General features: G+C 51.6%; 22 protein-coding genes. 13 read left to right on the top strand and 9 right to left on the bottom strand.

Features of this window, described 5'->3' with window-relative positions:
• Positions 1-145 precede the first annotated feature (145 nt).
• From grpE to B0D95_RS16475, 9 genes are all read left to right on the top strand, one after another.
• Complete coding sequence (gene grpE, locus B0D95_RS16435) at positions 146-718, top strand: nucleotide exchange factor GrpE (protein ID WP_078044909.1); 573 nt, start codon at positions 146-148, stop codon at positions 716-718.
• Between the two features lie 232 nt (positions 719-950).
• Entirely contained in the window at positions 951-2876 is a 1926-nt protein-coding gene (dnaK, locus tag B0D95_RS16440) for a molecular chaperone DnaK (protein ID WP_078044910.1), read from the top strand.
• 120 nt (positions 2877-2996) lie between these two features.
• Positions 2997-4115, top strand: a complete 1119-nt coding sequence (gene dnaJ / locus B0D95_RS16445; protein WP_078044911.1) for a molecular chaperone DnaJ — start codon at positions 2997-2999, stop codon at positions 4113-4115.
• Between the two features lie 76 nt (positions 4116-4191).
• Positions 4192-4992: a CPBP family intramembrane glutamic endopeptidase gene (locus B0D95_RS16450; protein ID WP_078045800.1), complete on the top strand. Its 801-nt coding sequence runs from the start codon at positions 4192-4194 to the stop codon at positions 4990-4992.
• Between the two features lie 311 nt (positions 4993-5303).
• A complete protein-coding gene (locus tag B0D95_RS16455; protein WP_078044912.1) occupies positions 5304-5918 on the top strand; it encodes a PEP-CTERM sorting domain-containing protein in 615 nt (204 codons plus the stop codon).
• 152 nt (positions 5919-6070) lie between these two features.
• Positions 6071-7996, top strand: coding sequence for an ATP-dependent DNA helicase RecQ (locus B0D95_RS16460; protein WP_149867940.1), 1926 nt, complete (start codon positions 6071-6073; stop codon positions 7994-7996).
• 228 nt (positions 7997-8224) lie between these two features.
• Positions 8225-9277, top strand: a complete 1053-nt coding sequence (locus tag B0D95_RS16465) for a sugar phosphate isomerase/epimerase (RefSeq protein ID WP_078044914.1) — start codon at positions 8225-8227, stop codon at positions 9275-9277.
• A 97-nt stretch (positions 9278-9374) separates the two neighbouring features.
• Positions 9375-10520, top strand: a complete 1146-nt coding sequence (locus tag B0D95_RS16470) for a Gfo/Idh/MocA family protein (RefSeq protein ID WP_078044915.1) — start codon at positions 9375-9377, stop codon at positions 10518-10520.
• Positions 10521-10556: 36 nt separating this feature from the next.
• Positions 10557-11771 (top strand): sugar MFS transporter, encoded by a 1215-nt coding sequence (locus B0D95_RS16475; RefSeq protein ID WP_078044916.1) that lies wholly within the window; start codon positions 10557-10559, stop codon positions 11769-11771.
• A 325-nt stretch (positions 11772-12096) separates the two neighbouring features.
• Here the strand turns inward: B0D95_RS16475 and fghA are convergent, their stop codons facing one another.
• On the bottom strand, positions 12097-12957 hold the full coding sequence (fghA, locus tag B0D95_RS16480) for an S-formylglutathione hydrolase (RefSeq protein ID WP_078044917.1): 861 nt from the start codon (positions 12955-12957) through the stop codon (positions 12097-12099).
• A gap of 83 nt (positions 12958-13040) precedes the next feature.
• The gene (locus B0D95_RS16485) at positions 13041-14150 is read right to left on the bottom strand and encodes an S-(hydroxymethyl)glutathione dehydrogenase/class III alcohol dehydrogenase (protein ID WP_078044918.1); all 1110 of its coding nucleotides are present in this window, start codon (positions 14148-14150) and stop codon (positions 13041-13043) included.
• Between the two features lie 110 nt (positions 14151-14260).
• Between B0D95_RS16485 and B0D95_RS16490 the strand changes: the two genes are divergently transcribed.
• On the top strand, positions 14261-15151 hold the full coding sequence (locus B0D95_RS16490) for a LysR family transcriptional regulator (RefSeq protein WP_078044919.1): 891 nt from the start codon (positions 14261-14263) through the stop codon (positions 15149-15151).
• Positions 15152-15189: 38 nt separating this feature from the next.
• On the opposite strand, the gene B0D95_RS16495 is transcribed toward B0D95_RS16490, so the two are convergent.
• The 7 genes from B0D95_RS16495 to B0D95_RS16525 all read right to left on the bottom strand — a co-directional run bounded on the left by B0D95_RS16495 (position 15190) and on the right by B0D95_RS16525 (position 20779).
• Entirely contained in the window at positions 15190-15873 is a 684-nt protein-coding gene (locus B0D95_RS16495; RefSeq protein WP_078044920.1) for a hypothetical protein, read from the bottom strand.
• Between the two features lie 128 nt (positions 15874-16001).
• The gene (locus B0D95_RS16500; RefSeq protein WP_078044921.1) at positions 16002-16283 is read right to left on the bottom strand and encodes a helix-turn-helix domain-containing protein; all 282 of its coding nucleotides are present in this window, start codon (positions 16281-16283) and stop codon (positions 16002-16004) included.
• Entirely contained in the window at positions 16280-16555 is a 276-nt protein-coding gene (locus B0D95_RS16505; protein ID WP_210403640.1) for a type II toxin-antitoxin system RelE/ParE family toxin, read from the bottom strand. Before B0D95_RS16505 ends, B0D95_RS16500 begins: the two co-directional genes overlap by 4 nt.
• Positions 16556-16688: 133 nt before the next feature.
• Complete coding sequence (locus B0D95_RS16510; RefSeq protein WP_078044923.1) at positions 16689-17582, bottom strand: chemotaxis protein; 894 nt, start codon at positions 17580-17582, stop codon at positions 16689-16691.
• Between the two features lie 88 nt (positions 17583-17670).
• Positions 17671-19581: a 1-deoxy-D-xylulose-5-phosphate synthase gene (dxs, locus tag B0D95_RS16515; RefSeq protein ID WP_078044924.1), complete on the bottom strand. Its 1911-nt coding sequence runs from the start codon at positions 19579-19581 to the stop codon at positions 17671-17673.
• A gap of 65 nt (positions 19582-19646) precedes the next feature.
• A complete protein-coding gene (gene ispA, locus B0D95_RS16520) occupies positions 19647-20534 on the bottom strand; it encodes a (2E,6E)-farnesyl diphosphate synthase (protein WP_078044925.1) in 888 nt (295 codons plus the stop codon).
• Positions 20534-20779, bottom strand: coding sequence for an exodeoxyribonuclease VII small subunit (locus B0D95_RS16525; protein WP_078044926.1), 246 nt, complete (start codon positions 20777-20779; stop codon positions 20534-20536). Before B0D95_RS16525 ends, ispA begins: the two co-directional genes overlap by 1 nt.
• A 553-nt stretch (positions 20780-21332) precedes the next feature.
• Between B0D95_RS16525 and gspC the strand changes: the two genes are divergently transcribed.
• The 3 genes from gspC to gspE are packed head-to-tail and all read left to right on the top strand — an operon-like array spanning position 21333 to position 25952.
• On the top strand, positions 21333-22334 hold the full coding sequence (gspC, locus tag B0D95_RS16530; RefSeq protein WP_078044927.1) for a type II secretion system protein GspC: 1002 nt from the start codon (positions 21333-21335) through the stop codon (positions 22332-22334).
• A gap of 7 nt (positions 22335-22341) precedes the next feature.
• Complete coding sequence (gene gspD, locus B0D95_RS16535) at positions 22342-24417, top strand: type II secretion system secretin GspD (RefSeq protein ID WP_078044928.1); 2076 nt, start codon at positions 22342-22344, stop codon at positions 24415-24417.
• Positions 24417-25952, top strand: coding sequence for a type II secretion system ATPase GspE (gene gspE, locus B0D95_RS16540; protein ID WP_078044929.1), 1536 nt, complete (start codon positions 24417-24419; stop codon positions 25950-25952). The genes gspD and gspE overlap by 1 nt, the downstream gene beginning before the upstream one ends.
• Positions 25953-25960: the final 8 nt, after the last annotated feature.

Here is a 25960-nt window from a genome sequence, read left to right on the forward strand (position 1 = left end):
CAGGCAGGCTGCGTGCTAAAAACTTCGCGCTGCTTCGCTTGAATCTTCCCGTAAGGGCCCCATATAGCGTCCACTGGATAACAACGCCGATATGGCGGCCATTCTTGCGGAGAGAGCCCCGCCCAACTGATCATTGGAGAACACTGTGTCAACTCAAGATTATTCCGATATTCAACAAGCAACCGAGCAACAAGCACAGGAAACCGCTGATGCCCAAGGCCAACCCGAGGCCGCTGCCGAGCTGAGTATTGAAACCTTGCAAGCGCAACTGGCCACCTTGGCAGCCGCTTACGAATCCGCCAAGGAGCAGTCGTTGCGTGCCCAGGCCGATGCGCAAAACGCGCGTCGCCGCGCTGAGCAGGATGTAGAAAAAGCCCATAAGTTTGGCTTGGAAAAAATCGTCAATGACTTGCTGCCCGTTGTCGACAACCTGGAGCGTGCGCTGGCCAGTATCGATCCGGCCAATGAAGCTTTTGCTGCATTTATCGAGGGCATCCAACTTACCCATAAATCCTTCGTGGATGCGCTTGCTCGCCATCAGGTCGCGGTGGTGAGTCCGGAAGGTGAGCCATTCGATCCGAATCTGCATCAAGCCGTATCTGCAGTGCCCAATCCGGATGTTGAGCCAAATACTGTGCTCAACTGCTTCCAGAAAGGCTACACGCTGCATGGTCGCCTTGTGCGTCCGGCTATGGTGGTTGTATCCAAAGCCCCATAAATGGTGGCGATGTAATCACCAAGCCAGCAGGATTTTTTTTGCGCCGCACTTGAATTCATCGTGCTGGCGCCAATATAGGAACCAACTACAGGCAAAACCACAAATCCAGCGCGATATGTGTCGATCCAGCCAGTAACTAACCGATTCCTTATTCAACAATTCGGCGCAAGTCACGCAAGCCCCCGCAAGTGATTACGCGCCCGGCAACACATAGATTTTTAGGAGCAACACCATGGGCAAAATTATCGGCATCGACTTGGGTACTACCAACTCTTGCGTATCTGTACTCGAAGGCGGCAAACCAAAAGTCATCGAGAACGCCGAAGGCGATCGCACCACGCCGTCGATTATTGCGTTCACCAACGACGATGAAATTCTGGTAGGTCAATCTGCCAAGCGTCAATCTGTGACCAACCCGCACAATACCTTGTATGCGGTAAAGCGTTTGATCGGCCGTAAATTCAAAGACGACGTAGTGCAAAAAGACATCTCCATGGTGCCTTACAAAATCGTTGCTGCCGACAACGGCGATGCATGGGTAGAAGTGAAGGGCGATAAAAAAGCACCGCCACAAATTTCCGCTGAAGTGCTGAAGAAAATGAAAAAAACCGCTGAAGATTATCTCGGCGAGACAGTGACCGAAGCGGTCATTACCGTTCCGGCGTACTTCAATGATTCACAACGTCAAGCGACTAAAGATGCTGGCCGTATCGCAGGTCTGGACGTAAAACGTATCATCAACGAACCAACCGCCGCAGCCTTGGCTTACGGTTTGGATAAAGGCGTAGGTGACCGCACCATTGCGGTATACGACCTGGGTGGTGGTACCTTCGATATTTCCATTATCGAAATTGCCGACGTAGATGGCGAACATCAATTCGAAGTGCTTTCAACCAACGGTGATACTTTCCTCGGTGGTGAAGACTTTGATATGCGCTTGATTGAATTCCTGGCGGAAACCTTCAAGAAAGACACTGGTATCGATTTGCACAACGATCCATTGGCACTGCAACGCTTAAAAGAAGCGGCAGAAAAAGCCAAAATCGAATTGTCATCCAGCCAGCAAACCGAAGTGAATTTGCCGTATATCACTGCGGATGCAACTGGTCCAAAACACTTGGTGGTAAAACTGACTCGTGCAAAATTGGAATCTCTGGTTGAAGACCTGGTAACCCGTTCACTGGAGCCAGTAAAACAAGCGATTAAAGATTCCGGTAAATCACTGAGCGAGATCGACGACGTGATTCTGGTAGGCGGTCAAACCCGTATGCCACTGGTGCAAAAAGCCGTTGCTGATTATTTCGGCAAAGAAGCGCGTAAAGACGTTAACCCTGATGAAGCAGTAGCCATTGGTGCAGCTATTCAAGGTTCCGTATTGTCGGGCGATACCACCAACGTACTTTTGCTGGATGTGACTCCGTTGACGCTTGGCATTGAAACTATGGGTGGCGTTGCGACTCCGTTGATCGATAAAAACACCACGATTCCTACCAAGAAATCGCAAATTTTCTCGACAGCGGAAGACAACCAAACTGCGGTAACGATTCACGTAGTTCAAGGTGAGCGCAAACAAGCGTCGCAAAACAAATCACTGGGTCGTTTTGACCTGAGCGATATTCCACCAGCGCAACGCGGTATGCCACAAATTGAAGTGACTTTCGACATCGACGCCAACGGTATTTTGAACGTAAGCGCGAAGGACAAAGCCACTGGCAAAGAGCAATCCATCGTGATCAAAGCCTCTTCCGGTTTGAGCGATGATGAAATCCAAAAAATGATCAAAGACGCGGAAGCGAACGCCGAGTCAGATCGCAAGTTTGCAGAGGTTGTCACTGCGCGCAACACGTTGGAAGGTTTGATCCACGCAACGGAAAAAACCTTGAAGGACGCTGGCGACAAGGCAACTGCCGATGAGAAATCAGCAATCGAAGCGGCCTTGACTGAAGCGCGCGATGCGGCCAAATCCGATGATCTGGCAAAAATCGAAGCGGCTACCACCAAGTTGACTGAAGCCTCTGGCTCATTAGCACAAAAGCTTTACGCTGAGCAGCAAGCGGCGGGAGCCAATGGCGGTGCGCAGCAAGCCGGCGGTAGCAAGCCAGCAGATGACGGTGTAGTGGATGCCGAATTCGAAGAAGTGAAAGAAGACAATAAATAAGTTTTCGATCACTGATCAGGAAGTAACAAAAACAAATGCGGGCTTGCCCGCATTTGTCATGTAAGAAGTAAACGAATTATTAACTGAAATGTGAATGGCATTTCTACTATCGGTGTAACCATGGCAAAACGCGATTACTACGAAGTGCTCGGCGTCAAAAAAGATGTTGATGCAGCAGAATTGAAAAAAGCTTACCGTCGTGTGGCGATGAAGTTTCATCCGGACAGAAATCCGGATGATCCCTCTGCGGAAGAAAAATTCAAAGAAGCCAATGAAGCCTACGAAGTACTCTCCGACGATCAAAAGCGCGCGGCCTATGACCGTTTTGGTCACGCGGGAGTTGATGGGCAGTCAGGCATGGGCGGTGGCGGTGGTGCCGGGTTCAATAATTTCAGCGATATCTTTGGCGATGTGTTCGGCGATATTTTTGGTGGTGGTCGCGGTGGTCGCGGCGGCCCCAGTCGCGGTTCCGATCTACGCTACAACCTTGAGCTGAGTTTGGAGGAAGCGGTAAAAGGCACTAATGTACAAATCAAAGTGCCCACGCTTGTCAGCTGTAAAACCTGTGACGGTTCCGGAGCAAAAGCGGGCAGCAAACCTGTTACCTGTTCAACCTGTGGCGGTCATGGCCAAGTGCGCATGCAACAGGGTTTTTTCTCGGTGCAGCAAACCTGCCCAACCTGTCGTGGGCGCGGCACTATCATTTCTGACCCCTGTAAATCCTGTCATGGTCAAGGTCGCGTAGAGGAAACCAAAACACTTTCCGTAAAAGTACCTGCCGGTGTGGATACCGGGGATCGTATTCGTCTGTCTGGTGAAGGCGAGGCTGGTGCCGACGGGGGGCCAAGTGGCGACTTGTACGTACAAGTGAATGTGCGCGAACACAACATTTTCAAACGCGACGGCGCTGATTTGTATTGTGAAGTCCCCATCGACTTTGTCGATGCTGCGCTCGGTGGCGAATTGGAAGTTCCAACACTGGATGGTCGTGTAAAATTAAAAGTGCCAGCTGAAACCCAAACCGGCAAACTCTTTAAGCTGCGCGGCAAAGGTGTAACGCCAGTGCGCGGTGGCGGTGTTGGTGACTTGCTCTGTCGCGTGGTGGTGGAAACACCAGTGAATCTCACCAGTAAACAAAAAGACTTGCTCAAGGAATTCCAGGCGACTATGAAAGGCGGAAAATATTCCCCGAAACAGTCGAGTTGGTTCGATGGGGTAAAAAAGTTTTTTAATGAATAGTTGAGTGTTAAATTTAAAAAGCCGATTCGAGAGAGTCGGCTTTTTTGTTTATATATTATGTATGGCGAACATTGTCGTGAATAAAAAAGAATTTGCAGCGGGTTTGGTGTTGGCGGTTGTGATCGCGATGTTGGTCATGGTGGGCTGGTTGCCTTTGGCTAATGCAGTGGGTTTGCTGGGCGTTGCTTGTCTTGCGTGGTTTTTCCGCAAAGAAGGATTAAATCGCTGGATTAAAATCGGTGTGTTTTTATGTTTGGTGCCGCTGGTATTTTGGGTGGCAACTTATCGGCCGGAAGGTTTTTCTTATCCTTTGGCGTTATCGCTGCCGGGCAATACAGAGGGAGCGCCGTGCTTTGAATTATTTGTGAATCTGTCCAAAGCGATTGTGGGTTTTTGTCTATTGTTTTTTCTGTGGCCCCGGTTGCGAAGTGACGAATTTATAGCATCGCCAATTTACTCATTTTTGGCTGCCTTACTTGCGCCCGCGCTAATTGTTGCAATTGCAATTCCGGTACTGGAATTGCATTGGCAGCCAAAACCCGTCGCACAAATGGCTGCGTTTGCCATGGTTAATTTGTTTGTGATCGCATCTGCCGAAGAAGCATTTATGCGGCTGCTCTTACAACAGTCCCTGCGCAATGCTGTGGCAAAGGTCAGTGCCCATCGCTGGTTACAAGAGTTATTTCCCTTGTTGGTCGTGACGGTCATTTTTGTAGCGATACACGCGGGTTTGAGTGGTGCTGCAGTTTGGGTCTATGCCTTGGCCGGTTTTTTATATGGGCTGAACTATACCTTGAGCAAAAGTATTCTTTACCCGATTATGATTCATTTTTGGGTTAATCAATTGCACTTCTCACTCCTTACTTATCCGCTCTAAGGAACTTCCTGGTTAATGCCCTGTGGTTGTTCCATGGTTTTTTGTGTTATTCCTTATTCTTAATAAATCTTTCGAAAAGATGTTTTTATAATCTTTGATACGAAAATTGGAAATATTTTAATTTCTGCTTTCATACGGTATGAATCGGGTGTAATTCTTGTAAAAAAGTTCACTGTAGTTGGTCTTGGATAAGACTATGATGGTCTACGGGTTGCGGCGGCAGCCTTTGTTGAGGGGCAATGTGAAGGTTGATTGGCGCAACCTTGCTGAGCGTGGCTGGTGTGAGTATCTAGGGAACATTGGAGACTTTTATGAAACTCATAAGTGTAGTGAGTTTACTGTTATTGCTAATGGCTCCTTCTGCCATGGCTGGTTTAGTGAGTTTGGATATCAATAAGCTGACAACCTATGATTGGGCTGCAGATGAGGCTGTGGTTGGCGGTAACCTTTCTTTTCTGATCGATGAGGCGGTTGCTGATACGGATATAGCTCCTAACCAAGGGCGTTACTATGATGCAATTAAAGGAGGTACATTTAAAAACTTTCAAACAGGTGAAACTTATCTTTTCGATCTTGATACACAAAACTGCATCGACATACTCACATTCGACAGTCTTTATTCCGATGTGAACTTAAAAGGGTATTTAAAAAACGAGCATGGCAAAAGTGTTTTTTTTGAAATCGGAATGAGGTTTGTTTCCAAGGCGGATGATTATCTGCATTCGCTGAAAAATAATCCCAAGGTGTTAGGCAGTTCGGTGTTATTTAATTTATTCGAAGAATGGGATCATTTTCAGGGATATGACCCTGAAAATGTTAGTGTTAAACCAATCAATGAAGTCTCTGAGCCAGCACCATTGTTTTTATTGTTGATAGGGGTTGGCACTTTGGCTTTGCGCAAAAAACGCGATCTTTCTCTGCAGTAAGGCTTACTATCTGTGTAACCTTTAATGAGTGAAATCCTAATCCTTGGAATTTAGTGGATTAAGGTTTCACCCATTACCCCTCTTGGTTATATACTCCACGCTCTATTTTTATTTTTGGTCAAGGAAGAGCATCTATTATCATGAAGCATGCTATGTCCCATACCCTTGCGGTATTACAAAACACATTTCAATTAAACCAGTTTCGCCCCGGTCAAGAGCCTGTGATTAATGCGCTGCTTGCTGGTCGTTCGGCGTTAGCCGTATTTCCTACCGGTGGCGGTAAGAGTTTGTGTTATCAATTGCCCGCGCTACTGCTGGATGGTTTGACGCTGGTGGTATCGCCACTGATTGCATTGATGAAAGATCAGGTCGATGCATTGCAATCCTTGGGTATTGCGGCGGCGCGTCTGGATTCATCGCTCAGTAAAGACGAAACACAAGCGATTTATGATGGTATTTATCAGCGTCACATAAAGTTGTTGTATGTGGCACCGGAGCGACTGAAGAACGAGCGGTTTGTGCAGCGCCTTGCGCATTGTCGGATAAGTTTGTTGGCGATTGATGAGGCGCATTGTATTTCCGAGTGGGGGCATAATTTCCGTCCCGATTATTTAACCCTTGCGGATCTTGCTAAAACCTTGCGTGTTGAGCGCGTTTTGGCTTTGACCGCAACGGCTACGCCCAGTGTGGCAGCAGATATCTGCAAACAATTTTCTATCGCGCCGCAAGATCATGTACAGACCAGTTTTGCTCGCCCTAATTTGCAGTTGCGCGTAACACCCTGCACAAGCGAGGAGCGCTTGGGGTTACTGCTAGCGCGGTTACAGCGGCATCCGCCGGGAGCGGCGACCATTGTATATGTCACCTTGCAAAAGACGGCGGAAATGGTTGCTGAGGCGATTAACGCGGCGGGGTTGCATGCAGCGCATTATCACGCCGGGTTAAAGGATGATGAGCGTGAGCAGGTGCAGAACCAATTTATGTCAGGTGAAGTGCCGGTAGTGGTGGCAACTATCGCCTTTGGTATGGGGATTGATAAAAGTAACATCCGTGCGGTGTACCATTTTAACTTGCCCAAATCGATTGAAAATTATGTGCAGGAGATTGGTCGTGCCGGTCGTGATGGTGGTGTTTCCCTGTGTGAAATGTTTGCCGTTGGCGATGATGTTCGAGTGCTGGAAAACTTTACTTATGGCGATACCCCTACGGCAGAGAGTTTGCGCGCACTGGTGCAGCATTTACTCGCCTTTGATGATGTGTTTGATATTTCCACCTACGAGTTATCCCATCAATTTGATCTCCGTCCGCTGGTGTTAAACACGGCACTGACTTACCTGGAGTTGCGCGGTGTTCTCAGTGCCCAGAGTCCTTTTTATACAGAATACAAAATTAATTTCCTGCAAGATCAGTCATTTATTCTTGCGCAATTTGATGCGGAGCGCACCGGGTTTTTGCAGCGATTATTTGCTGCTGGACGCACAGGGCGAAAGTGGCTGACGCTCGATATGCTCACCATCGCTACCCAATTACAATCCCCCAAAGAACGGATTGCCAAGGCGCTGGATTATTTAGCTGAAAAAGGCTGGATTGAATTAACGGTGGCCAATTTGCGGCAGGGCTATAAAAATAATCATCCGCATTGCCCTGCAGATGAAGTGGAGGCGCTGTGCCGCTATCTGGGACAGTTGTTTGCAGAGCGGGAAGCGCGCGATATTCAGCGTATTCATGGGGTGTTGGATTTTGTTAATAATCCGGCGTGCCTCAGCCAGCAATTGATGCAGTATTTTGGCGAGGCAAGTGCAGTGCCTTGCGGCATTTGCAATCACTGCCGCCTGTCGCAACCGGCGAAGGTCGTTTTGCCTGCAAGGGAGTCATTAACAGTGGCGCAGCATAGTTTGCTGTCTGGGCTCAAGCAGGAGGCGCATCCGGCCTTACAACAACCGCGGCAATTGGCGCGGTTTTTATGTGGCTTGCCCAGTCCCGCGACCAGCCGTTCGCGGCTGAAATCCCATCCTGCATTCGGAGCATTGGCGGAGGTTTCTTTTCCGTTATTAATCGAGGCTGCTGCGTCATCTTGATCTATGCTTTACGGGCGTGCGGCGTGGCATAAGAAGTGTAAATAACTGTTTGCTCTGTCGCGCCATGTGGCGACTTGGAATAAAGTCTTGCCCCCTGAATAGCTTATTGTTACAGGTACTCTAAGTGGTGTTCGCCATTTTCTTGTCTGTAAAAAATCAATAACGACAGGTAGCTATCCTCCTTGCCTGAAAGAATGGCTACCGCCCTGCTACTGTTGGAGAATTTTTATGAGAACGCTCAAAGGCCCCGCGATTTTCCTTGCACAATTTCTTGGTGATACCGCTCCGTTCAACAGCCTCGACAGTATTGCGGGTTGGGTTGCAAGCCTGGGTTTTAAAGGGGTGCAAATCCCTACTTGGGATAAGCGTGTATTTGACCTGGAAAAAGCGGCGACCAGCGCAGAATATTGCGCCGAGTTTCAAGCGACCCTTGCCAAACACGGTTTGGTTGCCACCGAGTTGTCGACCCATTTGCAAGGCCAGTTAGTGGCAGTGCATCCGGCGTACGACGAAATGTTTGACGGTTTTGCCCCCGAGTCTGTGCGTGGTAATCCCAAAGCGCGCCAAGCTTGGGCGGTAGAGCAATTAATGTTGGCGGCCCAGGCAAGTAAAAACCTCGGGTTGACCGCCCATGCGACCTTCTCCGGTGCGCTGCTCTGGCCTTATCTCTACCCATGGCCGCAGCGCCCTGCTGGTTTGGTAGAGCAAGGGTTTGCTGAATTGGCCAAGCGCTGGCTGCCAATCCTGGATGCCTTCGATAAAGCGGGCGTAGATGTGTGCTACGAAATTCACCCCGGTGAAGACCTGCACGATGGTGCTACCTTCGAGCGTTTCCTTGCCGCTGTGGATAACCACCCGCGCGCGAATATCCTGTTTGACCCATCGCATTTCGTATTGCAACAGCTCGATTACCTGGCCTTTATCGATCGCTATCACGCGCGTATCAAAATGTTCCATGTGAAAGATGCGGAATTTAACCCCAGTGCCCAGCAGGGTGTTTACGGCGGTTATGAGAGCTGGGTGGATCGCGCTGGTCGCTTCCGTTCACTGGGCGACGGTCAAGTGGATTTCAAACAAATCTTCTCCAAATTTGCCGCTTACGATTACGAAGGCTGGGCGGTGCTGGAGTGGGAATGTGCCTTGAAGCATCCGGAAGTGGGTGCTGAAGAGGGTGCTAAATTTATCCAGCAGCACATCATTAAAGTTACTGAGCGCGCGTTTGATGACTTTGCCAAGAGTGGCATCGACGAAGCCAAAAACCGCAAAATCCTCGGTCTGTAATGAACAAACATATCCACTTAGCCTTCCCGGTTTCAAGGGGAGATTGAGTGGATAAGCAGTGTTCCTTTGTTGGTTTTTTTAATAGAAGAATAGAACTATGACAACTCCAAGAATTCGTTATGCCATGGTCGGTGGTGGTCGCGGTGCGTTTATCGGTGCAGTGCACCGTATTGCTGCCCGTATGGATGATCGTTTTGAGCTGGTGGCTGGCGCACTGTCATCCAATCCGGAAAATGCCCAGGCCTCGGCGGCCGATCTGCACATTGCGGCTGATCGCGCCTACACCTCCTATGAAGAAATGCTTCGCGTGGAAAAAGCACGCGCCGATGGTATTCAGGCAGTAGTGATTGTGACGCCTAACCACATGCACTTTCCTGTTGCCAAAGCCTGTTTGGAAGCCGGCGTAGATGTGATCTGCGATAAACCAGTGACTCGGACTTTGGAAGAGGCGTTGGAGCTGGAGCGCATCGTGAAAAACAGCGGCTGCTTCTTTGCTCTCACCCACAACTACAGTGCTTATCCGTTGGTGCGTTATGCGCGTGAACTGGTTGAGCAGGGCAAACTCGGTAAGTTGCGTGTAGTACAGGTTGAATACCCGCAAGAGTGGCTGACCGAAGCGGCAGCGGACGATAACAAGCAAGCCTCATGGCGTACAGATCCAGCGCGCTCTGGCCTGGCAGGTTGTTTGGGCGATATCGGCACCCACGCCTTCCAGCTTGCACAGTTTATTACCCAGCAAAAAGTGAAAACCGTCAGCGCGGATTTGACCAGTTTTGTTGATGGTCGTCCGGTCGATGACAACGTACATGCGCTACTGCGTTTTGATGGCGGTGCCAAAGGTATGTTGTGGTCCAGCCAGGTTGCTCCCGGCTGTGAAAATGGCCTGCGTATTCGTGTTTACGGCGAGAAGGCTGGCATCGAATGGGCACAGGAAAACCCCAATGAACTGTGGTTTTGCGAATTAAACAAGCCACGCCAACGTATTACCCGTCGTGGTGATATTGGCAGCGACATAGCCGCACGCGGCATGCGCACACCGGGCGGTCACCCGGAGGGTTATCTGGAAGGCTTTGCCAACCTCTACAAAGATATCGCCGATATTTTGATTGCGCGCCAGCAGGGTGAGACACACTTCTTGCAAAACTGGGTGCCTGATATCGACACGGGCGTGGAGGGCATGCGCTTTATTCAGGCTGTGCTAACCTCATCGCAACAGGATGGTGTTTGGACACCATTGGTTTAACAACAACTATCAACAATAACAACAGGTATAAATTTTATGACCACTTCTTCGACAATGAACCCCCAGCGGTTATTTACCGCTTGTTGTATTGCCCTGATCGTTACGGCAATGACCTTCGCGATTCGCGCGGGTATTTTGACTGAGCTCAGCGTCAAATTTAATTTCAATAACACCGAGCTGGGTTGGATTAATGGCATGGCGTTTTTGGGTTTTCCCATTGCCATGATGTTCGGCGGGTTGATTTATAACTACGTGGGCGCACGCACCCTTATGTATCTGGCGTTTGCCTGCCATCTGCTGGGGCTGATTCTGACCATTACCGCCGGCGGATTTTGGACGCTGTTGCTGTCGAGCTTTTTTATCGGTTTTGCCAACGGTTCTGTTGAAGCAGCCTGTAATCCACTGATCGCCGATATTTATCACACCCGCAAAACTGCCATGCTCAATAAATTCCATGTGTGGTTCCCGGGTGGGATTGTGATCGGCTCCTTGGTATCGGCGCTGATGACCAAATTGGGTTTGGGCTGGCAGATGCAAATCGCGATTATGATCATTCCGACCTTGATCTACGGATTCATGATTTTTGGTCAACCCTTCCCCAGCATGGCGAACTCTGAAACCTCAACTGCGACTAACATCAAAGCACTTTTCTCGCCTTTGTTCATCTTCATGATTGTGTGCATGACCATGACGGCTATCTCTGAGTTTGGCGCTCAGCAGTGGGTAGGGCGTATTTTTGAATCTTCCGATGTACACCCCATGATGATCTTGGCTCTGACCGCAGGTTTGATGGCATTGGGGCGCTTCTTTGCCGGCCCTCTCGTTCATGCGTTTAATCCGGCGGGGGTACTGGTGATGTCGGCGATAGTGACCACCATTGGTTTGATTTTATTGAGTCAGGCATCGGGCGCGATGATTTATGTATCGGCAGCGGTATTCGCCTTGGGTGTGACCTACTTCTGGCCAACTATGATCGGCTTTACCAGTGAATATATGGCAAAAACCGGTGCTTTGGGTATGTCGCTGATGGGGGGAGCAGGTATGTTCTCGGTGAGCATGTGGAACCCGGTGATTGGTGGCTGGTTAGATGATGCAAAGAAAGAGGCGATTGCAAGCGGTGTTACCGGCGATGCGGTTGAGCTGGTTGCCGGTCAGGCAACCTTGCAAAGCTTGGCAATGATCCCTGGTGTATTGATCATTGCGTTCGGTGTGTTGTTCGTATTGCGCAAACGTTTTGCTCACAGCGAGTAAGGTTTTTGCTGGACTCAGAAAAGCGCCTGCGGGCGCTTTTTTATTGGGCTTAAGATACTGAATATTCAGGAAATCTCATCGATTGTAAGAAGTTGCTGCATTTGGCGACAATTATGGGAACTGTGTCACATAAGTGAGTAGCGCTGTTGGTTTTTAAAAAGTACAAGCGCTATAAAAGACTGGCATGACCATGAAATGAGTGAGTGGTTTAGTGAGGCTCAAAAGGATTTGAGTTTCCATGCATCCCTCTCCACAGTGTATTTCCTTCCTTGTCTGTATTACTTCCCTGTTTGTCTATCATTTCCCTGCTATCTGCAAAGGCCGTTTAGTCACTGGCAATGGCTGGATACAAGTGGTTGGCGTGGTATTGCAGGTGTTCGTCGATAAAGCTGGCGATGAAAAAGTAGCCGTGATCATAACCGGTGCGGGTGCGATAAATCAGCGGTTGTCCCGCCTGGGCGCAGGCCGCGCGTAGGGCATCAGCACCCAATTGCGGAGCCAGGAACTCATCGGCGTCGCCCTGATCGATGAACAGCTCTTGGGTTGAGGCACTGTTCGCAATGAGCGCACAGCTATCATACTGCTGCCATGTGCTGCGATCATCGCCCAAATAACCGGTAAATGCTTTCTGACCCCAAGGGCATTGGCTGGGGTTGGCGATGGGTGCAAATGCTGATACCGAGGCAAAGCGACCAGGTTGGCGCAGTGCCAGTACCAGTGCGCCATGGCCGCCCATGGAGTGACCACTGATGGATTCGCGACCATTTACCGGGAAATGGGTTTTGATCAGTTCTGGCAGCTCACTGGTCAGGTAGTCGTACATGCGGTAATGCTCGGCCCAAGGCGCTTGGGTGGCATTCACATAGAAACCCGCACCGGAGCCAAAGTCGTAACTGTCATGCTCACCGGGGAGATTGAGGCCGCGCGGGCTGGTGTCGGGGCACACAATGGCAATACCCAGTGCTGCCGCCATGCGTTGGGCGCCAGCTTTCTGCATAAAGTTCTCATCGGTACAGGTGAGCCCTGATAGCCACCAGAGCACGGGCACGGTGCGGGTTTCAGCTTGGGGCGGCAAATAAATTGCAAACACCATGTCGCACTTGAGGCTGGTGGAGTGGTGTTTGTAGCGTTTAATCCAACCACCAAAACTTTTGGTGGTGGATAGGCTGGTCAAAATACTGGTCATTCGAGTTATCCCTGATGCGGTACAAGTGGCCGATGAGTCGGCCGGTCTCTCTGTTGTCATCACCTGCTGGATCATCCGTCCGATCAATAGTGCAATACGGTGCGGATGCTCTTGCCTTCGTGTAGTAAGTCAAAGGCATGGTTGATTTGATCAAATGGCATGTCGTGGGTGATAAATTCGTCGATCTTGATCTCGCCCTTCATGTAGCGCTCGACATAACCGGGCAATTGGCTGCGGCCTTTTACGCCGCCAAACGCCGAGCCTTTCCACACACGGCCTGTCACTAACTGGAAGGGGCGGGTAGCAATTTCCTGACCGGCACCGGCCACGCCGATGATGATCGACTCGCCCCAGCCCTTGTGGCAGCACTCCAGCGCCGAGCGCATCACGTTTACATTGCCGATACATTCAAACGAGTAATCCACACCGCCGTCGGTCATATCCACAATCACTTGCTGGATGGGCGCGCTGTGGTCTTTGGGGTTGACGAAGTCGGTGGCGCCAAACTGGCGAGCGAGTTCAAATTTGTCGGGGTTAACGTCGATAGCAATAATGCGCGCGGCGTTCATCATTTGCGCACCTTGAATCACCGCCAAGCCGATAGCGCCCAGGCCGAATACCGCTACGGTTGAGCCGGGGGTGACCTTGGCCGTGTTGATAACCGCACCGATACCGGTAGTGACGCCGCAGCCGAGCAGGCAGATTTTGTCGAGCGGTGCTTCTTTGGATACTTTGGCCAGTGATACTTCCGGCAGTACGGTGTACTCCGAGAAGGTCGAGGTCCCCATGTAGTGGAACAGTGGCTTGCCTTCAAAGGAGAAGCGTGTGGTGCCGTCGGGCATCAGGCCCTTGCCTTGGGTGGCGCGCACGGAGCCGCACAGGTTGGTTTTGCCGGACAGGCAGAATTTGCACTTGCCGCATTCGGCGGTGTAGAGCGGAATCACATGGTCGCCTACCTTCAGGCTGGTAACCCCTTCGCCCACAGCCTCCACAATACCGGCACCTTCATGCCCGAGTACGGCCGGGAATACGCCTTCCGGGTCGCTGCCGGAGAGGGTGTAGGCATCGGTGTGGCAGACACTGGTGGCGACTATGCGCACCAGCACCTCGCCGGTTCTTGGGCCTTCAACATCGATTTCGACCAATTCCAATGGTTTGCCTGCGGCAAAGGCAACAGCGGCGCGTGATTTCATGGATAACTCCTGAGGGTTCCGGGTGCGAATTTCTGAGCGCAAAGTGTAGACTAGTGACCCTGTGGCAATAAGCCAGCTAAAAGTCACTTAATTATTGCTGTGGAGCAACAATGCAACATTGGGAGCGGGTAGAGGCATTTATCGCTGTGGTTCGATTCGGTAGCTTTGCCGCTGCTGCCCGTGAGTTGCAGGTATCCAATTCCCATGTGAGCCGGTTGGTGAGCCAGTTGGAGCAACAATTGGGGACGCAATTGCTCTATCGCACCACGCGCCAAATCCGCCTGACCGATGCCGGGCAGCTCTACTATGAAAGCTGTCGCCATTTGTTTGATGGGCTGCGCGAGGCGGAATCGCTGCTGCAGCATCATCAAGGCCAGCCTACCGGGCTATTGAAAATTACCGCTGCCACTACTTTTGGTGATCGCTATATCGCCCCCTTGATTAATGACTTCCAGCTGCTTTATCCGCAGCTCAAAGTGCAGATGTATTTCAGCAATCGGCAAGTGGAGTTGATTGAGGAGGGGTTTGATCTGGCGATTCGCATGGGCGTGATGCGTGAATCAACATTGATAGCCAAGCGTCTGTGTGATCGCCAGGAATACATCGTCGGTTCGCCCGCTTATTTGGCGCGTGTGTCGGCACCACAAACCCTCACCGATCTTGAGCGCCACAATTGCCTGGTCGGTACGCGCGGTTACTGGCTGTTGCAAGATCAGGGGCAGCGCAAGGACTTGGTCGCGCACGGCAACTGGCAAGCCAACTCCGGCCCGGCGCTGGTGGATGCGGCACTCAAAGGCTTGGGCTTGGCGCAACTGCCGGACTACTACGTGGATGAATACCTGGCCGATGGTCGTTTGGTCGCGGTACTGAATGACTACCGCTTCAAGGATGCCGGTGTCTGGGTGGTTTATCCCCAGCAGCGCCATTTGGCGCCGAAGGTACGATTGTTTATCGATTTTTTGGCGGAGCGATTTGTGGATGGTGTGCCGAAAAGTGAATAAATTGGGGGGAATGTGGATATAACTGCTAAAACCATGAATCAAGAGTTGCTTGGTGGAATGTACTCATAAAAATTATTTGGATTTACGTTGATCTTAATTGGCTCCATGGGATCTAGGTTCGTTTTGTGTTCTAAGAAAATGGCAATGCGCCACTCATCTTGTTCAATGAAAGGTAAAACCGGAGATTTGCGTAATACATCTGTATTGATGCTTTTTAGGAATTCACTTGGTGTTCCGCCTAGGCCCATTGCACTCGTTGCGGAGTGTAACGAGAGGGCCAGAGCGGTGTGATGGTAGGCAACTTGCCCGTAACGATAGCCCTTCACGGAGTGTTGTTTGGATACTTGATACAGTATTTCGGCACTTATTCGATCAATATTTTTTATCCCAAAAGTACATCCGCCAAAACTTTTATGGGCTGATTGGGAAATGGATATCCCGTGAAGTGACACTATATAATGGGGAATAATTTCGCAGCCTATCGATCCCGAGCCCTGGATCGTAATTTTATTTCCGTTGTTTGGATGGAAAGCTAGAGGTAATAGCGTTAGCGAGCTATTTGTTCCTTCAGCTGTATCCGCTCTAGCTTGATCTTCAATTTGTCGATAATAAACACTTGATCTGAGCCAAATTGAACCATTGTGTACACTGCTCTTGTATACGTCAGTATCTACAGTTCGAAAAAGTATCGGTTGATCAAAGTCACTTGATATTTTATTCACGAATGCCCTCGTTTTCGTCCTTAGTTTGTTTTCTTTGCTGCCCCACGCAACTCCCATCAATCAGTTCGCGCGCATCAAGCTGGGTGAGGGCTTCGTCGGCGCCGACTTGGCCGGCTTGGGTTATGTTTTTAAGCCGCATCCACAACACGCATTTCAACATGCAAGCCAGCCGCTGCGGCCATATTCACCAGTGCATCCAGTGCAAATACGTTGATCTTGCCGCGCATAAGGTCGGAGACTCTGGGTTGGGTGACGCCAAATAATTTGGCGGCTTCGGTCTGGTTCAGGCCGGTGCGCTCAATGTAGTCTTTGAGCGAGCGCATCAAGCTCGAGCGAAGCTTCATATTTTCTGCTTCTTCGGGGGTGTCTTCAATGGCATCCCATACGCTGGCAAATTGTTCATTACTCATTTTCCAAGCTCCTGTACTAATTCACGGTAGCGGCTGGCGGCTAAATCCAAATCGGGCTTGCTGGTTTTTTGGGTTTTCTTCTGAAAGCAGTGCAGCACATAAACCGCGTCACTAAATTTGGCGACATAAATCACGCGAAAGGCGCCGGTAATATCCCGCAGTCTGATTTCGCGCACACCTTGACCAATGCTGGGCATGGGTTTCCAGTCATCTGGCTCCAAGCCGTGTTGTATGTGATCCAGTTGGTAGCCTGCTTCTCGGCGTATCGACAAAGGAAAGCGTCGCAGATTGTCGAGGGCGTTTCCTCTAAATTGAATAGGTTTGCAGTCGTCCATGAGTGATTTTATACAAAATTTTATATAAGTGGTAATTAAAGGTTACAGTTGGGTGTGTTTATCCGATGGGCTAACGCGCTTTTTTGGCTGCCCCGCGCAACATCCCATCAATCAGTTCCCGTGCATCAAACTTGGTGAGGGCTTCGTCGGCGCCGACCTGGCGGGCTTGGCTGACGCTGATGCTGCTGGACAGTGAGGTGTGCAGGATGATGTAGGCGCTGGCGAGTTGTTTGTCGTCGCGCACTGCAAATGCCAGTTCGTAACCATCGAGGCCGGGCATTTCTATATCGCTTACCAGTATGTCGATTGGCTGCCCGTTTTTGGCGGCGGCGCGCATGATGTCGAGCGCTTTTTGGCCGTCATCCGTGACTTGGTAGCGCACGTTGATGGCATCGAGTGAGTCGCTCAGTTGTTTGCGTGCGGTGCGCGAATCGTCCACTAGCAGGATATTCATCGGGCGCAACTGCTCGCGCTCCACATCGGTAATCGTAGCGGTGGCTTTGGATGGGTCGAGTGGAAACAGGCGCGCCATAATCACTTCTACATCCAGCAGTTGCACCAGTCGGTCATCCACCTTGGTGACACCGGTGATATAGGTGCTGTTGCCTAAAAACTTGTCCGGTGCGCTGATATCGCGCCAGTTGGCATCGGCAATGCGTTCAATCTGCCGCACCAGAAACCCCACTTTTTGCCGTTGCACATCGGTGATGATGATAAAGCTGCTCGCCAATAATTCTTTGGGCGTTGCGCCTTTGCCAACGGCAGCGGCGAGATCGACGATAGGCATGGTCTGACCGCGAATAGTGAGTGCGCCCAATATGCTCGCGTGTTGGTTGACCATGGGGGTGACTGGTTGGAAGGGAACCAGTTCCTGGATTTTCAATGTGCCCAAGGCAAACGTCTGCTGGTTATGCAGGCGGAATAATAAAAGCCCCTGGGAGTGATCAGCTTTAGAGGATGACAAGGTAGGCAGCTCCTCGCAGGTTAACTGGGTTGAGGCGGGCGACAGGCCTGCAGTCGATAAACTGTAAGCCGATGCTGCCCGAATGGATTTAACGCACCGCCAGTTTGGGGTCTGTGCTGGCGCTACTTAAGCGCTGACTGATGCGCTCGGCAATGGATTTTGCGTCTAATCCCTGGGTTGCCAATTGCTGCTTCTGGCTGGCGTGCTCCACAAACTCATCGCCAAAGCCCAGTTGCAATACTGGCAGGGTGAGTCCCTGGCTGTTGAGGTATTCACAAACACCGCTGCCTGCGCCACCGGCAATCGCATTCTCTTCCAGGGTGACCAGCAGTTGATGGCTGGCGGCCATCCGCTCGATCAGCTCGGTATCCAGTGGTTTTACAAAGCGCATATCGCACAGGCTGTAGCCGTATTGGTCGGCCACTTGCTGCGCCACAGGCAGCAAGGTGCCAAAGCACAGTAAAGCGACCTGTTTTCCGTCGCGCTTTAACAGGCCTTTGCCTAGCGGCAGGGCGGTCATGGTTTGTTCAATCACAACACCTACACCTGTGCCGCGCGGGTAGCGCACTGCTGCTGGGCCGGGGTGTTGATAGGCGGTGTAAAGTAATTGGCGACACTCGTTTTCGTCGCTGGGTGCGGCAATCACCATGTTGGGGATGCAGCGCAGGAAACTGATATCAAAGCTGCCAGCATGGGTCGGGCCGTCCTCTCCTACCAAACCAGCGCGGTCGATGGCAAAGGTGACATCCAGATTTTGCAGGGCAACGTCATGCACTAGCTGGTCGTAGGCGCGCTGCAAAAAGGTTGAGTAAATCGCCACTACCGGTTTTTGGCCCTCGCAGGCAACGCCCGCTGCCAGAGTCACGGCATGTTGTTCTGCAATAGCGACATCATAAAAGCGCTCTGGGTAATGGGCAGCAAATTCCACCATGCCGGAGCCTTCGCACATGGCGGGGGTGATGCCGATGAGCTTGCCATCCTGCGCAGCCATGTCGCACAGCCAGCGGCCGAATACATCCTGATATTTCACTTTTTTCGGTGCATCAATGGCCCCCAATTCGGCTTTTTTCGGCTCGATTTTATTGAGTGCGTGATAGCTCACCGGGTCAAGCTCGGCAGGCTCAAACCCTTTGCCCTTCTGGGTAATGATATGCAGCAGTTTCGGGCCTTTGACCTCGCGCAGATTGCTCAGGCAGCGCACCAAATCGCCCAGGTCGTGTCCGTTGATTGGGCCTACATAGTTAAAGCCCATCTCTTCAAACAGGGTGCCGGGAGACATAAACCCTTTGAAGTGCTCTTCCGTGCGGCGTGCAAATTCCCAGGCGGGCGGGATCTTGCCCAGTACTTGTTTACTGCCTTCGCGCAAGGAGTTGTAAAACTTGCTTGCCCAAATCTTGGAAAGATAGGTGGATAGGCCGCCCACATTGGGTGAAATGGACATATTGTTGTCATTCAGTATGACTAACATATCGGTTTCGGTATGCGCTGCATGATTGAGCGCTTCAAACGCCATACCGGCTGTCATAGCGCCATCGCCGATAATTGCAGCGACTTTGCGTTCAATGCCTGCCATTTTGGCGCCAATTGCCATGCCTTGGGCGGCGCTGATGGAAGTACTGGAATGACCGACACCAAAGGTATCAAAGACACTTTCTTCGCGTTTGGGAAAGCCGGACAAGCCGCCGCCTTGGCGAATACTGCCCATGCGCTCGCGACGCGACGTGAGAATTTTGTGTGGATAGGTTTGATGGCCAACATCCCACACCAGCCGGTCTTCCGGGGTTTGGTACACGTAATGCAATGCAATTGTCAGCTCAACCACGCCCAGGCCCGCGCCAAAATGGCCGCCCGTTTGACCAACGCTGTAGAGCAAAAACGCGCGCAGCTCGTCGGCGAGTTGCGGTAGTTGCTTTTCGCTCAAGGCGCGCAGCTCAACGGGGCTGTCGATGCTATCGAGCAGCGGCGTAAGCGGGCGGGAGGTGGGGATCTCGTTATGCATTCGGCGTCATCATTCTGGTTATCGTGTGGCAGTCGACCATTGTAGGCAGCTTGGCAGAGGCTTGGCTAGTTCGACCTTTCTACTATATAGCGAGCCAGTTGGCGTAAATGCATGGCACTTTCGCCAAAATCCCGCAGCGCAGCCTGTGCTTGCTGGTGCAATTCGGTCGCTTTATCCCGGGCAGTGTCCAACCCCAATAGTGATACGTAGGTCGGCTTGTTGCGAGCTATATCGGCGCCCTGTTGTTTGCCCAGAGTGGCGGTATCGGCAGTGACATCAAGAATGTCGTCCTGCACCTGAAATGCCAGACCAATAGCCGCTGCGTAGCTGTCCAGTGCGTGCAATTGTGTTGGCGTTGCGCCTGCTGCTGTCGCGCCCATGGCGACGGCAGCGCGAATCAGTGCCCCTGTTTTGTGGCGGTGCATGTTTTCCAATTGGGTGAGATCAAGCTGATGGTCAACGGCGGCTAGATCGATGGCTTGGCCCAGTACCATCCCTTCAGCCCCTGAACCGGACGCCAGTTGGCGCACCAGTTGGATTTGGGTAGATGCCGGCAAATCTGTTTGGGTGAGCAGGTCAAACGCCAAGGTTTGCAGGCCATCGCCCGCGAGAATGGCGCTGGCTTCATTAAACGCAATATGGCAAGTGGGCTTGCCGCGGCGCAGGTCGTCGTCGTCCATCGCGGGCAGGTCATCGTGGACCAGGCTGTAGGAGTGCAAGCATTCAAGGGCGCAGGCGACGGGGTCGATAAGTGCGAGGTCGACCAGTGGATTTATCGCCAGTGCCGAGGCGTAGGCGAGAATGGGGCGCACGCGCTTGCCGCCATTGAACAGGCTGTAGCGCATAGCAGCGCGCAATTGCGTAGGGTCGCTGCCCAATGGAAGGTGGTGATCCAGCGCACTGTCAACGCGGTGGCGACAGTCGCTGGCAAAGGTGCTGAAATCCTGACTCATTACGCATCGCCTTCGTCGGCATCAAAGGCTTCAAGGCTGACAGTGCCCTGTTGCTCAATCAACTTGGTCACTTGCTGCTCGGCAGCCGCCAAGCGGGTTTGGCATTCGCGGGTCAGTGCTATGCCAGTCTCAAAGGCTTGCAGCGACTCTTCAAGGGTCATATCACCTTGTTCCATACGGTTGACCAGGCTTTCGAGGGTGCTGAGCGACTGTTCAAAGTCGATGCTTTTTTTCTTGGGTGGCATGGTCATCTCTCGCTGGCGTGTTAACTCTCGGCGGCGGATTATAAACCTGCTGCCACAAAACTGCAGGCGTTTTGACTGGCAGTCGTGTGAGATATTTCCTACAAAACTTGCAGAGCTTATCCACTATAAACTGACGTGCGTTTCCTCAATAATGGCAAACATCGGAGTTTGTCGCAGGACGCGACAGTTGCAAGGAATTGAATGGAATAGAGCAACTCGTATTGCCAAGGTCAGGCCCTTATCCTGTAGAAACCCTGATTGCCCCCTTAAAGCAATCGGGGTTTTTCTTTTTATCTCCCCGCTTTTTTCGTGCCCTGCGTCGCATATTTTTACCGTGTTGCAACTTCTTTTGGGATTCATCATCAAACAATGGCCAAAATGCCGGAAGCGACGTAGTTTGCAGGCTTAACGGACTATTTCGCTTTTGTAATATGGATGGAGTAGAATCCCGTGGCTTTGATAATCATAACGCACTAAGCTTTTGATACGACTGACAATTGCCATCCCCAACTCATTCCTGTCGTCAGCCAGCGTGAAGGACTCAGTCATACCCATGCAAGACAGATTGCAATCTAACAGAGCTGTTTTTGAGCAGCGTACGGCCCAGTTGGAGATCCAGCTGCGCCGCCTCTTTGCGTTTTTAAACCGCGTCCCCCTACAACGCTGGCAATGGCTGGTTATGTTGTTGCTGGTGATTTGGTTGAGCCACAGTTTGGCGCGCCTCCTGTGGCTGGTTGTGCCGGCACCTGAAATTCCTCCCGCCAGCGTATCCCTCATGGCCTCCCAATCCGAACCCACTGCGGGTGTGACAGAAGCGGTCAATATTGCGCAGCTGAAATCCCTTGCGCCTTTTGGCGATATGGCGGTCGCAGCACCTGTCGAACAGGCTCCTGCTGCGGTGAGTGATATAGAGGCCAGCAGCGACACCCAACTCAACCTGGTATTGCGCGGTGTGATTGGCAGCAGCACAGAGACTGCCGCGCGCGCCATTATTGTGGCGGGCGATAAGGCCGATGTTTACGCCGTGGGCGATACCTTGCCTGTTGGCAATAAAGTCACGCTCGCCAAGATTCTGGACCTGCGGGTTATCGTTAATAACAATGGCAGCTTTGAATCCCTGTGGATGTTCAAAGACGATCCCAATGCGCCCAAGCTAACTACCAGTGTGAGCGCGCCGCCACCAGCCAATGCGACATCAAATTTCCAGCCGCCGTCACTTAATGCAGGTAACAGCCCGGTTTATGATTCGCCGTCGTCGAACGCTGAACCTTCTATGGCTCAGGTGACTAAAACCCTGGCGGATGTAGTGGCGATGAGTATTTATCGCGAGGGTGGGCAGGTGGTAGGTTACAAAATTCGCCCCGGGCGCAATGCCGAAGTATTTGATTCATTGGGCCTGCAGACTGATGACATAGTCACGGCTGTTAACGGGGTGCCGCTCAGCACGCCCGGTAAGATTATGGAAATATACAAAAGTATGGGTAGTGCCACGTCGGCGAATCTCGAAATCAGACGCGGTGGTAGTACAGTTAACCTAGACGTAATGCTCAAGTGAGGTTTTTGTGATCCTGTTTAATGGTCGTGACAATAACAAGATTATCTCCCGCAAGATCATCTTCCGCAGGACAATGGGTCGCTTATTGCTAGCGGCGTTGATCAGCATGAGCGGCACCTCATTTGCTCAGGTTCAAGCGGTTGAAGGCCAGGGTGAGATGCGTTGGTCGGTGAATTTCAACGACACCGATATTCAGGATGTGATCAAATCCATCGCCGGGCTTACTGGCAAAACCATTATTATTGATCCCAAGGTGCGTGGCCCGATCAAGGTCATCAATACTCGCCCGCTCAATGCCAAAGAACTGTACGAACTCTTCCTGGCGTCGCTGGATGTGCACGGTTTTACCGCTGTGGAAAGCGGCAACATAGTCCGCGTAGTGATGAACCGTGATGCCCGCCAGTTTGCAATCCCCACCGAAAACAACATTAAAGACCGCGATGACCTCTACATCACCCAGGTTATTCCGCTGAAAAACACCAGTGCTGCCAAAATTCTTGCAGCTTTACGTCCCTTGGTTCCGCAGTACGGCCACCTCACCACCTATGAGCCAAGTAATGCCTTGATCATTACCGATACCCGTGCCAACGCGGCGCGTATCAGTGAGTTGGTTGTCCAGTTGGACAAAATCGGCATCACCCATACCGATGTGATTCCTCTGCGCTATGCCAATGCGGCCGATGTGGTCGCCATGCTCACCCAATTGGAAAAGCCCGATCCCAACCGCGGTATGACTACGGCGCCACCGGTGATAGTGGCAGATAAGCGCACCAATGCCGTAGTGGTTAGCGGCGACGACCTGACCCGCCAACGGCTCAAGTTTTTGATTAATGACCTGGATCGCCCGCAATCCAAAAACAGCAATGTGCGTGTGTATTATCTCAAATACGCCAAAGCGGAAGATGTTGCCAAAGTATTATCAGCTATGTTGCAAAGCTTAGGTCAGGGCAAACAGGCTGAGGGCGCGCCCAATGTTGCGCAACCTGCTGTGCAGGCTGATGAAGCAACCAACTCGGTACTAATTACTGCCGATGTTGACACCATGGATACCTTGCTATCGATTGTAGATAGCCTTGATATTCGCCGTGCCCAAGTTCTGGTTGAAGCAATTATTGTGGAGATTACGGGTAACAATGCCAAAGAAATTGGTATTGAGTGGATGTATCAGTCCGGTGATGCCGGATTTGGTGGTTTCACGTCGGGCAGCGCCCTTGGCACTGTGGCTGCGCCAGCCTTGAACATACTGGAAAACCCGGATGACACCACGGCGTTGGCAGCATTAGCTGGTGGTATCAACTCAGTTGGTGCTCCTGTTTTTGGTGTGGGCCGATTGGGAGGTAAGGTTGATTTTCTGAGTGTATTGAAACTGTTGCAGACTACGGAATCCACCAACATCCTCTCCACGCCCAGCTTGCTGACTACCGATAACACCGAAGCCTCTATTCTGGTTGGACAACAGGTTCCTTTTGTGACTGGTTCCTATACCAGTGCAAACACCGGCGGCACCACAGGCAGCTCGTTTGCCAGTCCATTTAATACTGTCAATCGTGAAGATGTGGGGGTCAAGCTGCAAGTGACTCCGCATATTAACGAAGGCGACAGTTTGGTATTAGACATAGAACAAGAGATCTCTTCGGTGATCGGTAATACCCAAAACTCACCGAATGGCCCGACAACCAGTAAACGTGAAATTAAAACCCAGATTCTTGCAGGTGATGGCCAAACTGTTGTTTTAGGTGGGTTAATTGAAGATCAAGTTAACAAAGGGGATCGACGTGTACCTGTGCTTGGTAGCATCCCAATACTTGGACATTTGTTCCGTACCCAGAGTGCAACTAAACGAAAAACTAACCTGCTTATTTTCCTCAAAGCGACCATTATTCGCGATGACCGGGTTTTAGTTGGGGCCACTGCTGAAAAATATCAGATGATTCGTGAACAACAAATTCAGACTCGCCGTAGCAATGGGTTGTTGTTGAACAAGAGCGAGGTTCCCGTACTACCCGAGTGGGAAGAGCAGATTGAGCGCTATCGCCAATCCTTACCGGCCGATGCCAATGCGTCAGGGGCGAATGGGGAATAATCGTGAGCGAGCAATTGGAAGCACTGCCGCTGGACGAGCAGGACATAGCCCCCGAACCCGCCGTATACGAGCGCTTGCCGTTTGGTTATGCGTCAGCGCACGGTGTGATGCTCGATGAAACAGAGGCCGATGGTCGCCCGCACATTTTGCACAAGCCGGGGCTGACACTTGAGGTCTTGCTGGAGTTACAGCGCATTCTGGGGCCGGATTTGCATCTTGAAGAGCTGCCCGCTGACGATTTTCAAAAGCGCCTCACCCGTGAATACCAAAGTGGTGATGGCGCTGCCCAGCGCGCCGCCGAAGACTTGGGCAACGAGTTCGATTTATCTTCCATGGCCGATGATTTGGCTGATCGCACCGATCTCTTGGCCGGTGATGATGACGCGCCGATTATCCGTCTGATCAATGCCATTCTCTCGCAAGCGGTGCGCGAAGGCGCGTCGGATATCCACCTAGAACCCTTTGAAGATCGTGTCTCGGTGCGCTTCCGGATCGATGGTGTGCTGACCGAGGTGTTATCGCCCAAGGCGGAGTTGGCACCGGTATTGGTGTCGCGCCTGAAGGTAATGGCGCGTTTGGATATCGCCGAAAAACGCCTGCCGCAAGATGGCCGTATCACTGTGCGCCTTGCGGGGCATGCGGTGGATATTCGTGTATCCACCATTCCTTCTGCCTTTGGTGAACGTATTGTATTGCGTCTGTTGGATCAGGCCGCGGGCCAACTGCGCTTGGAGCAGTTGCAAATGCCGCAGCTGGTCTATGAGCGCCTCACCAAAAACCTGCTCAAACCCCACGGTATTATTCTGGTGACCGGCCCTACCGGTTCGGGTAAAACCACTACGCTCTATGCGGGCCTGAGCCATATCAACACCCGTAGCCGCAATATCCTGACCATTGAAGACCCGGTCGAATACCTGCTGCCCGGTATCGGACAAACCCAGGTAAATACCAAGGTTGATATGACCTTTGCCCGTGGCCTGCGCGCGATTCTGCGTCAGGACCCGGATGTGGTGATGGTGGGTGAGATCCGCGATGGTGAAACCGCTGAAATTGCTATCCAGGCCTCCTTGACCGGCCACTTGGTGCTCTCAACCCTACACACCAATACCGCGATTGGCGCGGTATTGCGTTTGAAAGACATGGGTGTTGAGCCATTCCTGCTTGCGTCGAGTTTGGAAGTAGTAATGGCACAACGTCTGGTGCGGGTGCTGTGTTCGCATTGCAAAGAACAGTACCTGCCGAGTGATGCCGAGCGCGATATGCTCAAGCTGCCAGCCGATACCGCTATCTGGCGGCCATCGCCCAGCGGCTGCAAACATTGTAATCATCAGGGCTATCGCGGCCGTAAGGGGATTTACGAGTTGATTGAAATCAACGAGCGGCTGCGTCACTTGATCCACGAACAGGCGGGTGAGCAGGAACTGTTGGCGGAAGCGCGTAAACACAGCCCGTCCATGAGTGACGATGGTCGCCAGTGTGTCCTGAATGGCATCACCAGCATTGAAGAAGTGCTGCGTGTGACAACGCAACTCTAAGGACGGAC

This window comes from Cellvibrio sp. PSBB023, from assembly GCF_002007605.1.
Lineage (GTDB): Bacteria > Pseudomonadota > Gammaproteobacteria > Pseudomonadales > Cellvibrionaceae > Cellvibrio.

What these genes read in the sequence shown, in the direction of transcription:
- dnaK (WP_078044910.1), top strand. Translation starts at nt 951, where the DNA reads ATGGGCAAAATTATCGGCATCGACTTGGGTACTACCAACTCTTGCGTA.
- dnaJ (WP_078044911.1), top strand. Translation starts at nt 2,997, where the DNA reads ATGGCAAAACGCGATTACTACGAAGTGCTCGGCGTCAAAAAAGATGTT.
- B0D95_RS16455 (WP_078044912.1), top strand. Translation starts at nt 5,304, where the DNA reads ATGAAACTCATAAGTGTAGTGAGTTTACTGTTATTGCTAATGGCTCCT.
- B0D95_RS16460 (WP_149867940.1), top strand. Translation starts at nt 6,071, where the DNA reads ATGTCCCATACCCTTGCGGTATTACAAAACACATTTCAATTAAACCAG.
- B0D95_RS16465 (WP_078044914.1), top strand. Translation starts at nt 8,225, where the DNA reads ATGAGAACGCTCAAAGGCCCCGCGATTTTCCTTGCACAATTTCTTGGT.
- B0D95_RS16470 (WP_078044915.1), top strand. Translation starts at nt 9,375, where the DNA reads ATGACAACTCCAAGAATTCGTTATGCCATGGTCGGTGGTGGTCGCGGT.
- B0D95_RS16475 (WP_078044916.1), top strand. Translation starts at nt 10,557, where the DNA reads ATGACCACTTCTTCGACAATGAACCCCCAGCGGTTATTTACCGCTTGT.
- fghA (WP_078044917.1), bottom strand. Translation starts at nt 12,957, where the DNA reads ATGACCAGTATTTTGACCAGCCTATCCACCACCAAAAGTTTTGGTGGT.
- B0D95_RS16485 (WP_078044918.1), bottom strand. Translation starts at nt 14,150, where the DNA reads ATGAAATCACGCGCCGCTGTTGCCTTTGCCGCAGGCAAACCATTGGAA.
- B0D95_RS16490 (WP_078044919.1), top strand. Translation starts at nt 14,261, where the DNA reads ATGCAACATTGGGAGCGGGTAGAGGCATTTATCGCTGTGGTTCGATTC.
- B0D95_RS16500 (WP_078044921.1), bottom strand. Translation starts at nt 16,283, where the DNA reads ATGAGTAATGAACAATTTGCCAGCGTATGGGATGCCATTGAAGACACC.
- dxs (WP_078044924.1), bottom strand. Translation starts at nt 19,581, where the DNA reads ATGCATAACGAGATCCCCACCTCCCGCCCGCTTACGCCGCTGCTCGAT.
- ispA (WP_078044925.1), bottom strand. Translation starts at nt 20,534, where the DNA reads ATGAGTCAGGATTTCAGCACCTTTGCCAGCGACTGTCGCCACCGCGTT.
- B0D95_RS16525 (WP_078044926.1), bottom strand. Translation starts at nt 20,779, where the DNA reads ATGCCACCCAAGAAAAAAAGCATCGACTTTGAACAGTCGCTCAGCACC.
- gspC (WP_078044927.1), top strand. Translation starts at nt 21,333, where the DNA reads ATGCAAGACAGATTGCAATCTAACAGAGCTGTTTTTGAGCAGCGTACG.